The organism is Sphingopyxis bauzanensis (genome assembly GCF_002205675.1).
Taxonomy (GTDB): Bacteria; Pseudomonadota; Alphaproteobacteria; order Sphingomonadales; family Sphingomonadaceae; genus Sphingopyxis; species Sphingopyxis bauzanensis.
Genome location: NZ_NISK01000001.1, coordinates 906,280 through 919,537, shown reverse-complemented (window position 1 = coordinate 919,537; position 13,258 = coordinate 906,280). Strand labels below are relative to the sequence as shown.

Genomic DNA, 13,258 nt, shown 5'->3' with positions numbered 1-13,258 from the left:
CTAGGGCGCCATCCCCACAACCAGCATCGCGGCAAAAGCCAGCAGCCCCGCAAATCGATTACTGCGGAACTTCGACAGCGCATCCTCGCCGTTGGCGGGATCGAGTGTCACCACCTGACCCGTGAAATGTACTGCCACAGGGAGCAGCGCAATCAGCACCAGCGGGTCGGGACGCACCGCCCACAATGCGCCGCCCCAGCAGGCGAGCGCAAAGCTGTAACAAAGCGCGACGCCGCCCTTCACATGGCGGCCCATTGCGCGGGCGCTCGATTTGACCCCGATCAGCATGTCGTCCTCGATATCCTGTAGCGCATAAATGGTGTCGTAGCCGATCACCCACGCGATGCAGCCGGCATAGAGCAACGGCAGCGCCATCCCCTCGCCGCCGCCGACCGCAACCCAGGCGACGAGTGCGCCCCAGCTGAACACCAGCCCCAGCCACGCCTGCGGCCACCAGGTGATGCGCTTCATGAAGGGATAGCCCGCGACAAGGATCAGGCTGGCGAGAGCAACGATCTGCGCGGACCATGGCAGCTGGAGCAGCACCAACAGGCCGACGAACGACAGCAGCACCGCCCATAACGCAGCATTGCGCACCGACACCGCCCCGCTCGCGATCGGGCGCAACGCCGTGCGTGCGACCTGCGCGTCAAGGTCGCGGTCGACGATGTCGTTATAGACGCAGCCCGCCCCGCGCATCGCGATCGCACCGAGCAGCAGCCACAGAAACAACGGCCAGTTGTTGATCGCACCGCCGCCGAGCGCCAGCCCGAAAGCGCAGGGCCAGTAAAGCAGCCACCAGCCGATCGGGCGGTCGAACCGGGCGAGCAGCGCATAAGGCTGCGACGCGGCGGGCAGGAGCGCCACAAAGCCACGCAGCTGGCTGTCGGGAGGGTGGGTGGCGGTCATTGGCAGCGGCGCGTGTAGCAGCCGCCGCGCCACCAATAAATGCTTATCGGTTGTTTGACCGGGCGATCAATCGCAGCTGGAAACCGCCGCTGCCGGTGCAGGGTTGTATAACTGTGACAGGTCGCGGCCTTCGCGGATGTTGAACGCGGCGGTCGAACGGATGCGCGGAGTCCCGAACCAGGTGGCGCCAACCATCGGCTGATAGTCATAGGTGATTTCGACAAACATCACCGCCGTACCAGCAGCAGCGGTCACTTCCCGTCCCGTCTCACCCATACCGGCGAAACCGGTTCCGGTCGCGCCCGTGCCTTGCGGACCATAAGCCGAATCGATGTCGAGATCGCCGTAGCAGCGCTGCCAATGAATCCACTGGCCGCCATCCGCATTGCGCTCAAGGCTCGACAGAATCACACGCCCGTTGGCGCGAAAATTCATCCCGCGCGCCTGTTCTTCGACCCCGGTAAAAACCTCGTTGATATCGATCTCGCGCACGCGCGGCAGCGACAGGTTGCTGCCAAAGGCAATGCGCGAGGCGTTGTCGGCCGCACTCAGCCCAATCTGGCTGACGCGCGTATGCGACATCGTCAGATTGGCAAGCTCAATGCCGGCAAAACCGACGATGACAAGAAGCGGAATGCAGAATGCCATTTCGATCATGACCACAGCACCGCTGTCGTATGCCAGGCGAAGGAATTCAGCGCGCATCCGTCGGCGGACTCTTTGCAGAAGCGCGATCATGTGCAAATCACCTGCTTGGTCGATGTCGCAGCATTATAAGGCTGATTGCGCAGCACAGTGGTCGCCGTCATCGAGCTCTGCTGCGACTGACCCATCATTTTCCATACCGGCAGGACGCGGTCGATTTCGAGCGTCGCCGTGTACAGGACGACATCTTCGGCGCCGCCATTGCCAGTCTGGCCGCGGTCGGCGTCCCAGCTGGCATTGCCATTGACGTCCTCGAAACATTCGCCGGCATCATACTGCCCATTGTTATTCGAATCGGTAAAGGCTTCTGGCTGCCCCACTTCGCTATAGCTGTCATACGCCTTGCGGACGAAGGTAACTTCGCCGTCCTTGAACACGTTGAGCACCTTTTGGCGGACCTTTTCGTCGAGCGCAGCCTGGTTGAGCGCATTGCCCTCCAACGTCGCATCACGCGCCGCCTTACTCACCGCCCCCTGCAACACCTGCTTGCCGTATATCTGCCAGGAAAAGTCAAAGATCCCCATCAGGATAAGCAAAAACAGCGGCGCGGTCAGCGCAAACTCGACGATTGCATTGCCGCTTTCGTTGCGGCGCAGGCAATGGATGAACGACCGGCGCGTCATTGCGACAATCGCAGTTTCGAGATTTGCCGGGCGATCGCCTGAAAATTCTCGTTGAGCTGCGCCGCGTTGTTCGCCTGATAGGCCTTGCCCGGCGTCGCACAATTGGTGAGCGAGCTGTTCAGGGACACGCCAAAGCTAACCACCCAGACGGTAATATTCTTTGCCTTCGCCCTTTCGCACAATTGCGCGAAGCGGTTGTTGTGGCGGGTGGTCAAATTGCTGTCGCTTGTCCCGCCAACACGTTTCATCAACCACTCATATCCCTGAAACGACAGGTTGCCCATGTTTGGGGCCATGTCGCCGTCGGTCATGAAAACGATGTGGCGGCTTATCGGCCGGTTGTTCGGAGCGGTCGAATTTTCGTCGGCGAACATGCCATCAGGCGACAGCAGCCGGACACCCCATACCATTCCCGCGTCATGGTAGGTACCGCCCAGCGGCTGCAGCGACTGGATATATGTGTTGAACGACGACCGATTGCTGGCGGTTTGCGTCGTCAGCTTCATCGCTGTCACCGGGCACACGCCCCAGCCGTTCGTCCAGTAACGCGAATAATTCTGCCAGCTCCCGTTGGTACTGGTGCTACTCGAAACGCTGCTGCTGTTGACGGTGATCGATCCCGTTGTCGACGGCGTCGAGCCCGGGCCGCTCGCACGCGGGAAAGCGATCTGCGGGATCAGCACTTTCCATTTGGTATCATCGTCGCTTGTCGGCGCGGTGTCGACGTCCATATCATGGGCGTCGGCCGGCGCCGCATCGGTGGGGCCGAAAGGCTCGGTACCGCGTTCCATGACGCAGCCGCCCCAGGTGTTCGATACGGTCACGCCCGAATCGCCCGTGTCGGTCTCGATCGCCGATCCGGCTTTGGCCTGGCTGACGTCGAACACGCGATCCTGGTACGTATATTTATTGTCGAACGACTGCGTCGGGGTTTCGGTCACCGTGGTCGTATAGGTGCGGGCGAAGGTCGCGACGCGGCGCTGCAGGCGGCAGCGGTTGTTCGACCAGGTGTAGCGGTAGTTATAATAGGTATAGGTCTGGTTGGTGTCGTAGGTCGTGATACGATTGCCATTGCCATCGACATATTGCGCTGTCTGGTTCGAATTGGGCGAACCGCTGGGCGTCGGCGTCGTATCGGAAGGCGGCTCAAGATTGCCGCAAGTTGAGCTGGTTTGGCCATTGACCGTACTGACGTTCGAATAATTGCCATAGGTCGTGTTGCCGTCGGTATATTCCTCCGACTGTTCGGTGGTCGCATTGCCCCAAACAACCTTGAACACGGGCGTGCGCGACGGCAGCAGCACATTGTCCGACAGCCAGGACGGGTTTTTGGCGTACAATATGCTGCCGACATTCGCCGACGAACTGTACGGCACCACGCCAAAGCGCAGCCGGCCATCGCCCATTTCGGCGCCCGTCAGCGTATCGAAAAAGTCCATCGTCGCGTCTTTGAGCGCGGTGATGCGGTTGATTGTGTCGCCCACATTAGTCTGCGCCATCGACCCTGTGACATCGAGCACCATCATCACGTCGGCGTTCGAAATTTCGAGTTTCGCCGCGCAGTTAACCGCCAGATCGAACTCATCGAAATCGAAAATCTGCATCAAGGCCGTCGGCAGGGTCGCGGTTGCGGTACCCGAAACGCTCGACGCGCCTTGCGCCACCGACGTGAAGGTCACTTCGGTGCTGCCATAGGCTCCGTCAGCATAATTATAGTCGAACATCTTGTCGGCTTCGGCCTGTGCCGCGGTCGAGTAGATGCTGCCCGCCATCGCGCGGCGTCCGGCCAGAACCCCGGCATCGCACGCCTGTTGCAAGCGCAGCTGCGCCATATAGGCGCGCCCGATATCGACGCCCGATCCGATAAGCCCGATCACCGGCAGTGCGGCGGCCGCGGTCAGGAACATTGCGTTGCCGCGTTTGTCGCGCAACAGCTTGTTGGTGCCCAGCCGCAGCCGGCTGAAAATGGTCCCGCGCATGGTCTAACCCCTCATGGTCCAGACACGCGGCCCACTACAGATGCGTGGCTGGTACCTCGCACTAGGGCGGAACTGCTTACCAAACTGCTAATCGCCGGATGTGCGATATGCGCTCAAAACGGCCGGTTTGGCCCGCAACGGGACAATAAGGCCTTTGGCACGCGGCGGGTGCGCAAATTATCAGCGTCTGCTATCGCACGTCCTATGCCCGCAACGCCCGCCTGGCCGCCTGCCAGCACGCCCCGCCTGTTTGTCGATCTGCCGCTGTCAATCGACGCCTCGCAAGTGATCGACGGCCCTGCCGCCCATTATCTGCTCAACGTCATGCGGCTGAAGGCCGGGGCGCCCATCCTGTTGTTCGACAACCGCAGCGGCGAATGGCTCGCCAGCGTCGCCGATGCGGGCAAACGGTCGCTGACCGTCCGCGTCGAACGCCAGATGCGTCCGATCGAGCAGGTTCCCGATCTGTGGTTGTGCTTCGCGCCGGTCAAAAAGGCGCGGCTTGACTGGATCATCGAAAAGGCGACCGAGCTTGGGGTCGCGCGGTTGCAACCCGTCATTACCGAACGCACGATTGTCGAGCGCGTCAAGCGCGGGCGGCTGGAGGCGCAGGTTATCGAGGCGTGCGAGCAGTGCGGGCGCACCGCGCTGCCGGTGCTCGGCGAACCCGTCAAGCTGGCGCAGCTGCTGGCCGACTGGCCCACCGCTCGCGCCTTGCTGTTCGCCGACGAAGCGGGGGGCGTGCCGCTCTCCTCCGTGGCCGCCCCAGCCCCCGCCGCGATCCTGATCGGCCCCGAAGGCGGCTTCACGACGCGCGAGCGCGACCTGTTGCTCGCCAACGCAGCGGTACGGCGCATCGCGCTTGGCCCGCGCATCCTGCGCGCCGAGACCGCGGCGATTGCCGCAATCAGCCTGTGGATGGCCCTGAATGGCGACTGGGCCGACGGTGCCTGAAGGCGCGAAGCTGTTCCGTTCCCGGACAGAATTTGCACCAAGCAACGGATTTTAACCGCATATTAGCTATGCACGGGCAAAGCGACCCGATGCAACGGCAGGACCAGAGCCGATATTGCTGGCGTGGGGGCCAGCACGCACAGTTTGCACGAGCCCTTTTGGCGCTCGTCTGGCTGGCGCTGACGCTTGCCGCCAATCCGGCAGCGGCGCAGACGACCACCACCTACAGCAATTCGACCCCCGGCACGATCAGCGAAGCCGCGACCACCTGTGCCAGCCCGATGGTGCGCAATTTCACCGTCGCTGCCAACGCGCAGATCTCCGATGTCAATATCGGCGTCCAGTTTTCCCATACGTATCGCGGTGACATTCGCGCGACCCTGGTGTCGCCAACCGGCACGGTGGTCAATCTGATCACCAATGCCGGCACCTCGGCCGACAATTTGAACGTCCTGTTCGACGACAGCGCCGCGACCAGCATCACGGCCCATACGGCAAATGACAACACCAGCGCCGCGCCGCCCTATCAACGCAACTTCAACCCCGAGGGCTCGCTCGCGAGCTTCAACGGCCAAGGGTCGGTCGGAACGTGGCAGCTCACCATCTGTGATTCGCTGAACGGCGACAGCGGTACTTTCACGCGCAGCGACCTGACGCTGACGACGGTGCCGATCGCACCGTCGGCGGACCTGTCCCTGACAAAATCGGTGAGCAACGCCGCGCCAGCGTTCGGCACCAGCATCAACTATGTCCTGAGCGTCACCAACGCGAGCGGGTCGGCGCTGACTGCCACCGGGGTGACGGTGCAGGACACGCTGCCCGCAGGCTTCGCCTTTACCGGCGCCTCGGGTTTCGGCAGTTACAACAGCAGCACCGGCGTCTGGACGGTCGGCAGTATCCCGCCCGGCACCACCCGCACCCTGACGATCAGCGGGACCGTTACCGCGACCGCGGGCGCGACGGTGACCAATATCGCCGAAGTCAGCGCCTCGTCGGCGTTCGACTTTGACTCGGCCCCCGGCAACGGCGCCGCGGGCGAGGATGATTATGACTCCGCCAGCTTCACCGTATCGGGAACGCGCGTCGCAGGCACGGCGCCGACGCTCGTTTGCCCGGTCGGCAGCACGGTCCACGACTGGGACAGCGTTAGTTGGGGTGCGGGATCGACCAGCGGCAGCTACGCGTTGACTGCGATCGGCACGATGAATTTCAATATCGGGCTAAGCGGCGGCGCCTTCCTCAACAACGCCACCTATGGTGGCCAGTCGCCGACGCGGCAGAATGTCGTCACCGGCGGCTTAACTCCGGCACAATTTTCGATCTTCCAGATTGCCGATTTCACCAGCCAGTCCGGCGCTATCACGACGACGATGACATTGCCGACGGCGGTACCGGGAGCGCAGTTCCGCGTCATCGACATCGACTATGCCGCGGGCCAGTTCGCCGATCGGTTGACCGTGACCGGCAGCTTCAACGGCGCACCCGTCACCCCGACGTTGACCAACGGAATCAGCAATTATGTCATCGGCAACAGCGCTTATGGCGACGTGACGTCGGCCGACGGCAGCGCCAATGGGAATGTTGTCGTTACCTTTTCGGCGCCGGTCGATACGATCAGCATCACCTATGGCAGCCACAGCCTGGCCCCCGCCGATCCGGGGCAGCAGGGCGCCGCGATCCACGATATCACCTTCTGCCGCCCGACCGCCAATCTGATGATCGCCAAAACGAGCAGCGTCGTCAGTGACCCGACCAACGGCACCACTGACCCCAAGGCGATCCCCGGCGCAACGATGCGCTACTGCCTGCTTGTCACCAACAATGGCAGCGGCACCGCCACTGCAGTGAACGTCGCCGACGCGCTGCCCGCGCCGACAACCTTTGTCCCCGGTTCGTTGCGCAGCGGCGCGACCTGTGCTGGTGCGGCAACAGTCGAAGACGACAATGCCAGCGGCGCCGACGAAAACGATCCGTTCGGGGCGTCGATCACCGGCACGACGGTGGCCGCCACCGCTCTGACGCTAGCGCCCGGCACCGCTCTCGCGATCACTTTCAACGTGACGATCAATTGATGCTGCCCAATCGCCCGTTCTGGCGCAGGTCGCGCCGCTGTCGATCGCCAAGACCTCACTCGCCTACAGCGACCCCCGTGAACGGGCTGATCAACTGAAAGCTGATCCCCGGCGCCTTTGCCAATTACAGCCTGACCATTACCGCGCCCGCCAGCACCAGCCCGACGAACAACAGCGTCATCGTCACCGACGCGCTGCAGACCAACCTCAGCCTGTTCGTCGGCACTATGCCCCCGGTTCCGGCCCGGTACGCTTTACGGCGGGCAGCAGCGGACTGACCTACAGCTTCACCAGCCTGGCAAACGCGGCCGACGATCTGGAGTTTACGAACAATGGCGGCGCCAGCTGGACTTAGGTGCCGACGATCGATGCCAAGGGTGTCGATGCCAATGTCACCCTCCTCCGCATTCGTCCCAAGGGGTCGATGGTTCCGCGATCGAGCTTTACGATCAACCTGCGCGGGCTCGTCAAATAGCGCCCAATCACACGCCTGCTCAACAGTCGATTGCATTCTGTACTGGACAGTCTAAATGCGCCATATGAGCACGCGCACCGCCTCGGACAGCAACGATCCCATCGTCGAACATCGCGACGAACTGGCCACCCCGATGATCCAGGGCGAGAAGCCCAAGGACCGCTGGCGGATCGGCACCGAGCATGAGAAATTTGTCTATCGCACCGCCGACTATCGCGCGCCGAGCTATGACGAACCCGGCGGCATCCACGACCTGCTGATGGCGCTCACCCGCTTCGGCTGGGAACCGGTGATCGAAGGCGGCAAGGTGATCGCACTCGCGGGCAGCGACGGGACTGTCAGTCTCGAACCCGCAGGGCAGCTCGAGCTGTCGGGCGCGCCGCTCGAAAATCTCCACCAGACCTGCGCCGAAACCGGCCGCCACCTGAAACAGGTTAAAGAGGTTGGCGCCGAACTCGGGCTCGGTTTCCTCGGGCTTGGCATGTGGCCCGACAAGACCCGCGCCGAACTGCCGATCATGCCCAAGGGCCGCTACAAAATCATGCTCGACCATATGCCGCGCGTCGGCAGCATGGGGCTCGACATGATGTTGCGCACCTGCACGATCCAGACCAACCTCGATTATTCATCCGAAGCCGACATGGTGCAGAAATTCCGCGTGTCGCTCGCGCTGCAACCGCTCGCCACCGCGCTCTTCGCCAGTTCGCCCTTCACCGAGGGCAAGCCCAACGGCTTCATGTCGTACCGCAGCCACATCTGGACCGACACCGACCCGGCGCGCACCGGCATGCTGCCCTTCGTGTTCGAGGACGGCTTCGGTTATGAACGCTATGTCGATTATATGCTCGACGTGCCGATGTATTTCGTTTTCCGCGACGGCAAATATATCGACGCCGCGGGCCAGAGCTTCCGCGATTTCCTGAAGGGCGAGCTGCCCGCGCTGCCCGGCGAGAAGCCCCGCATCTCCGACTGGAACGATCATCTGTCGACCGCCTTCCCCGAAGTGCGTTTGAAGAGCTTCCTCGAAATGCGCGGCGCCGACGGCGGCCCGTGGAACCGCATCTGCGCGCTCCCAGCGCTGTGGGTCGGCCTGCTCTACGACCAGGGCGCGCTCGATGCCGCCTGGGACCTTGTCAAAAACTGGAGCATTGAGGAGCAGCAGGCGCTGCGCGACGCGGTCCCCAGTGAAGGCCTCGACGCCCCGGCTCCCGGCGGCGGAACGGTGGGCGAACTTGCACACCGCGTGCTCGACATTGCCGCAGCAGGCCTGGCGGCACGCGGCGAGGTCAATTCGATGGGCGACAATGAAGTCGGCTTCCTCGAACCGCTCCGCCGCATCGCCAAAAGCGGCAAGTCGCCCGCGCACGACCTGCTCGACCGCTACGAAGGACCGTGGGGCGGCGATCTGTCGAAAATCTACGACGAGCTCAGCTTCTAGGGGTATTTTCGCCCCAAAAGTGCAGCAATTGCGCAACACTGCTGACACGAAAGTCAGCAGTGTCCGCTTCCGCGATTGATCGCGCGCGCGCCGAAAGCCAAAGAGAAGTTGGTTTTTCGCCTCTCCCATCGTCACTCTGTTCCAGGAAGCTTGCCCATGCGCCACTTTCCTTCCGCTACTGCTATAGCCCCCGTTCTCGCGATCCTCGCCGCCGGCAGCTGGGCCGCTCCCGCCGCCGCGCAGGATACGCCCGTCGCCGAAATCGACAGTGGCCTTGGCGATATCATCGTCACCGCGCAGCGCCGCGAAGAGAGCTTGCAGGACGTGCCGGTTGCGGTCAGCGTCTTGTCGGGCAACACGTTGGATGCAATCACTTCGTCGGGCTCCGACGTGCGCGTGCTTGCGGGGCGGGTCCCCAGCCTCAACATCGAAAGCTCGTTCGGCCGCACCTTCCCGCGTTTCTACATCCGCGGCCTTGGCAACACCGATTTCGATCTCAACGCCTCGCAGCCGGTCAGCCTCGTCTATGATGACGTTGTGCTCGAAAACCCGATCCTCAAAGGTTTTCCGATCTTCGACCTCGATCGCGTCGAAGTGCTGCGCGGGCCGCAGGGTACGTTGTTTGGCCGCAACACGCCGGCGGGCATCGTCAAATTCGACACCGTCAAGCCCGGCAAGACCGGCGGCTATGCCCGCGCCAGCTATGGCCGCTATGGCACCACCCAGGTCGAGGTCGCGGCGGGCGCCGCCGATGACAATGGCTTCTCGGTTCGCCTGTCGACCCTGTTCCAGCATCGCGACAATTGGGTCGACAATATTGCGACGACGAAAGCCAAGGATCTGGGCGGCTATGACGACATCGCCGCGCGCCTGCAGCTGCAGTATGAAAACGGTCCCTTTACCGGTCGCGTGACCGGTCAGGTCCGCATCTACGACGGTTCGGCGATCATCTTCCGCGCCAACACGCAGGTACCGGGCAGCAACAAGCTCGTCGGCCTCGGCGGCGCGGGCACCGAATTCGAGCGCGACAAGGTCTATCAGGACGGCCTGAACTTCCAGAAGCTTAACACCTATAACGCAGGACTGAATCTCGAATATGATTTTGGGCCGGTGACCGCCTATTCGATCACCTCCTATTGGAATGGTAATTTCCGCAGCCGCGGCGACATCGACGGCGGCTTCGGCGCAGTCTTCCTGCCCGTATCGGGTCCGGGGCTCATCCCGTTCCAGGCGCAAAGCCAGGACAATGTTCCCAGCCTCGACCAGTTTACGCAGGAGATCCGTATCGCGTCGAACAACAGCGGCGGGCTCGGCTACCAGGTCGGCGCTTTCTATTTCGACGAGAAGCTCGACATTTCGAGCTTCGAGTTCGGCGGCCCGACCGACGCAACCCCGTCGGCGATCGCCGTGCAGCGCCAGGACAGCGAGGCCTATGGCATCTTCGGTTCGGTCAACTATGCGTTCGACAACGGCTTCAAGCTGCAGGCCGGCGCGCGTTACAATCACGACACGCGCGCTTTCGTCGCGTCGCGTCCGGTCGAAACGCGCCCGCCCTTCGTGGTCAGCCCGAACACACCGGTTCCGCCGCAGGCTGCCACGGTCAAGGGCAAGCTGCTGACGTGGGACGCCAGCGCAACCTATGAAGCGTCGGACGCCCTCACCTTCTACGCCCGTGTCGCACGCGGCTACCGTGCGCCGTCGGTGCAGGGCCGCCTGACCTTTTCGCGGACGATCTCGACCGCCGATCAGGAAGAGACGATGTCCTATGAAGCGGGGATCAAGACCGCGTTCTTCGATGACCGCGTCCGCTTCAACCTCACCGGCTATTATTTCGACACCAAGGATTTGCAACTCACCGCGGTCGGCGGCACGTCGAACGTGGCGAGCCTGCTCAACGTCGACGCAAAGGGCCATGGCATAGAGGCTGAATTGCAGGCGGCACCCGCCAAAGGCCTGACCTTCTCGATCGGCGGCGCGTGGAATGTCGCGGAGATCGACGACGCCAACGCCTTCGTCGCGGGCTGCGGTTCGGCGACGCCATGCACCGTGCTCGATCCGGCGCGTCCGGGTAGCCCAGGCATCTTCTCGATCGACGGTAACCAGCTGCCGCAGTCGCCGAAGTGGACGCTGAACGGGACCGCGGGTTATGAATTCCCCGTCGGTAACGGCGCGATTTACGCCTTCACAGACTGGTATTACCGCTCGAAGATCCAGTTCTTCCTCTATCAGTCGGTCGAGTTCTCGGACGACAAGATGATCGAGGGTGGTCTGCGCGTGGGATATCGCACCGACCGCTTCGATGTCGCGGGGTTCGTCCGCAACATCACCAACGACGAATCGCCGACCGGCGGCATCGATTTCAACAACATCACCAGCTACGTCAACGAACCTCGAATCTATGGGGTTGAAGCCAGCGTGAAATTCTGAGCCCGCTCCATCCTCCCTGTGGCGAAACCATGGGGAGGATGAGATTTCAGGCGACCGGTCCGACGCGCTCGTCAGGTTCGAGCCGGATGAGCGGGCGTTGGCGCCCGGTCAGCCGCGCGCACAGGCGGGGGACAAAGGCGTTCGCCTGCGCCCAATTCCAGTAAGCGACATAGGCAGGATCGGCGAGGAGGTGCTTTTCCTCGGTCTTGGCGCGCCAGTAATAAACCCCGCTGACCATCGCGAGCAGCACGACGTTCCGCGCACCCTCGACCCAGCCGCCCGCGGTGACGAGGAAGGGCATCGCGGCGACCCACCAGCTCAGATTCTTCGACACATAGGCGGGGTGCCGGGTGAAGCGGTACGGACCATGGGTGATGATGCCGCGGTGGGTCAGGTTCGAAAAGCGGATGCCGAACGCCATCGTCGCCCAGCTGTAGATCGCGGTGAGCAGCGCTAACATGACCGCCCAGACGATCAGCAACCTCTCCTGTCCCGCCAGCCAATGCCCCCAGTCGGCGCCGTTCACCTGATAATCGAGCGGGCCGCCGCTCATCAGGATGAAGGGCGGATAACAGACCAGCGCCGCGACCCACGCCATGCCATAGGGGTTCGCGGTGCGAATATGCGCATCGAGCGGCTTCAGGGTCAGGATATAACCGACCGTCGCGATATGGACGTCGATCAGATAGAGGAAATTCAGCGTCCAGATCCCCGTCATATAGGGGTTGGCGAGCACGTCGCGCATCGGCACGGTGACCAGCGCCGAAAAATTGCCCGGCACGATCGACAGCATGAAGGCGGTGAAAAACCCCTTCACCGCCCAGGCGCGCAGATGATGGCCGATCGCACGCCCGTCGACCGGCTGGCGCCCACCCTTCTTTGGGCTTGCGATCAGCCAGCGACCGAATTGATAGCAGCCGTCGCGCGGCTCGATCATGCGGCGGTCGAGCCACAGCATGTACGGCACCGATACCAACAGCAGCCACGGAGCCACCCGTTCGAGCAGGTCCATCGAAAAGGCGTAATTGCCCGTCCAATAATAGCGCATGGTCGCATAGATCAGCGCGATCAGCCCCCAGGTTGCCCACAGTCCGGCGAGCTTGGTCAGGCTGATGTCAACCGTCTCGCGCCACGGACGGCGCTGCGCCCAGTCAATCCCGGTCGACGGATTGCGATGCACCTTGTCGACGAACACCGACCACAGCACCATCGGGATGCCGCACGCCAGCACGCTGGCGATCGCCGAATTGGGACCGCTCATCGGACCGCGCGCTCCCCAGTCGATGCCAAGGCAAGCGGCGATTTCGGGGGCGTAGCGCGCCAGCAGCAAGTAGCCGAGCAAGCCCCCGAGGCCGACAAAGCCGACCCCAGCGCTAACCGCCGAACGCGGGCGCACCGTGCTGACGGTCTGCGACGCAGACGCGCCGAAAGTGCCGGACGGATCGGTTTTGACCATGGGATTCATTGACTTGGCCCTAGCAAAAATTGGTAAGCAAGCCGTCAATGTTATTTGGCGATTCGCAGCGGATTTCCCGCCAAAATGGCAGCGTTCCCGCCATATGACACCGTTCACCGCAGGTTGAGTTCGACTCGGCGCGACTCGGCCTGCAAAGATTCGCCGTGCCGCAATCGGCCTGTTAAGGCGCCCATCAATCGGGGCGGAGGGCTCCTTAAAA

9 protein-coding genes are annotated in these 13,258 nt (G+C 62.8%); 4 read left to right on the top strand and 5 right to left on the bottom strand.

Annotation, left to right across the window (positions count from 1 at the left end; translation table 11 throughout):
- From ubiA to CDQ92_RS04510, 4 genes are all read right to left on the bottom strand, one after another.
- Window positions 1-909, bottom strand: coding sequence for a 4-hydroxybenzoate octaprenyltransferase (ubiA, locus tag CDQ92_RS04525; RefSeq protein ID WP_088440573.1), 909 nt, complete (start codon window positions 907-909; stop codon window positions 1-3).
- Window positions 910-975: 66 nt separating this feature from the next.
- The gene (locus CDQ92_RS04520) at window positions 976-1,614 is read right to left on the bottom strand and encodes a TadE/TadG family type IV pilus assembly protein (RefSeq protein ID WP_188682202.1); all 639 of its coding nucleotides are present in this window, start codon (window positions 1,612-1,614) and stop codon (window positions 976-978) included.
- 29 nt (window positions 1,615-1,643) lie between these two features.
- Entirely contained in the window at window positions 1,644-2,237 is a 594-nt protein-coding gene (locus CDQ92_RS04515) for a TadE/TadG family type IV pilus assembly protein (RefSeq protein WP_088440149.1), read from the bottom strand.
- Entirely contained in the window at window positions 2,234-4,216 is a 1,983-nt protein-coding gene (locus CDQ92_RS04510) for a TadE/TadG family type IV pilus assembly protein (protein WP_088440148.1), read from the bottom strand. The genes CDQ92_RS04515 and CDQ92_RS04510 overlap by 4 nt, the downstream gene beginning before the upstream one ends.
- A 204-nt stretch (window positions 4,217-4,420) precedes the next feature.
- Here CDQ92_RS04510 and CDQ92_RS04505 point away from each other — a divergent pair, with 204 nt between their 5' ends.
- The 4 genes from CDQ92_RS04505 to CDQ92_RS04490 all read left to right on the top strand — a co-directional run bounded on the left by CDQ92_RS04505 (window position 4,421) and on the right by CDQ92_RS04490 (window position 11,582).
- Window positions 4,421-5,170, top strand: a complete 750-nt coding sequence (locus CDQ92_RS04505) for a 16S rRNA (uracil(1498)-N(3))-methyltransferase (RefSeq protein WP_088440147.1) — start codon at window positions 4,421-4,423, stop codon at window positions 5,168-5,170.
- 158 nt (window positions 5,171-5,328) lie between these two features.
- Window positions 5,329-7,242, top strand: coding sequence for a proprotein convertase P-domain-containing protein (locus CDQ92_RS04500; protein WP_229666995.1), 1,914 nt, complete (start codon window positions 5,329-5,331; stop codon window positions 7,240-7,242).
- Window positions 7,243-7,781: 539 nt separating this feature from the next.
- Complete coding sequence (locus CDQ92_RS04495; protein WP_088440571.1) at window positions 7,782-9,155, top strand: glutamate--cysteine ligase; 1,374 nt, start codon at window positions 7,782-7,784, stop codon at window positions 9,153-9,155.
- Between the two features lie 156 nt (window positions 9,156-9,311).
- On the top strand, window positions 9,312-11,582 hold the full coding sequence (locus tag CDQ92_RS04490; RefSeq protein WP_088440146.1) for a TonB-dependent receptor: 2,271 nt from the start codon (window positions 9,312-9,314) through the stop codon (window positions 11,580-11,582).
- 46 nt (window positions 11,583-11,628) lie between these two features.
- On the opposite strand, the gene CDQ92_RS04485 is transcribed toward CDQ92_RS04490, so the two are convergent.
- Entirely contained in the window at window positions 11,629-13,038 is a 1,410-nt protein-coding gene (locus CDQ92_RS04485; protein WP_229666994.1) for a methyltransferase family protein, read from the bottom strand.
- Window positions 13,039-13,258: the final 220 nt, after the last annotated feature.

Coding starts and splice junctions, on each gene's coding strand:
- CDQ92_RS04510 (WP_088440148.1), bottom strand. CDS start 4,216: ATGCGCGGGACCATTTTCAGCCGGCTGCGGCTGGGCACCAACAAGCTG.
- CDQ92_RS04520 (WP_188682202.1), bottom strand. CDS start 1,614: ATGCGCGCTGAATTCCTTCGCCTGGCATACGACAGCGGTGCTGTGGTC.
- CDQ92_RS04490 (WP_088440146.1), top strand. CDS start 9,312: ATGCGCCACTTTCCTTCCGCTACTGCTATAGCCCCCGTTCTCGCGATC.
- ubiA (WP_088440573.1), bottom strand. CDS start 909: ATGACCGCCACCCACCCTCCCGACAGCCAGCTGCGTGGCTTTGTGGCG.
- CDQ92_RS04505 (WP_088440147.1), top strand. CDS start 4,421: ATGCCCGCAACGCCCGCCTGGCCGCCTGCCAGCACGCCCCGCCTGTTT.
- CDQ92_RS04485 (WP_229666994.1), bottom strand. CDS start 13,038: ATGGTCAAAACCGATCCGTCCGGCACTTTCGGCGCGTCTGCGTCGCAG.
- CDQ92_RS04515 (WP_088440149.1), bottom strand. CDS start 2,237: ATGACGCGCCGGTCGTTCATCCATTGCCTGCGCCGCAACGAAAGCGGC.
- CDQ92_RS04495 (WP_088440571.1), top strand. CDS start 7,782: ATGAGCACGCGCACCGCCTCGGACAGCAACGATCCCATCGTCGAACAT.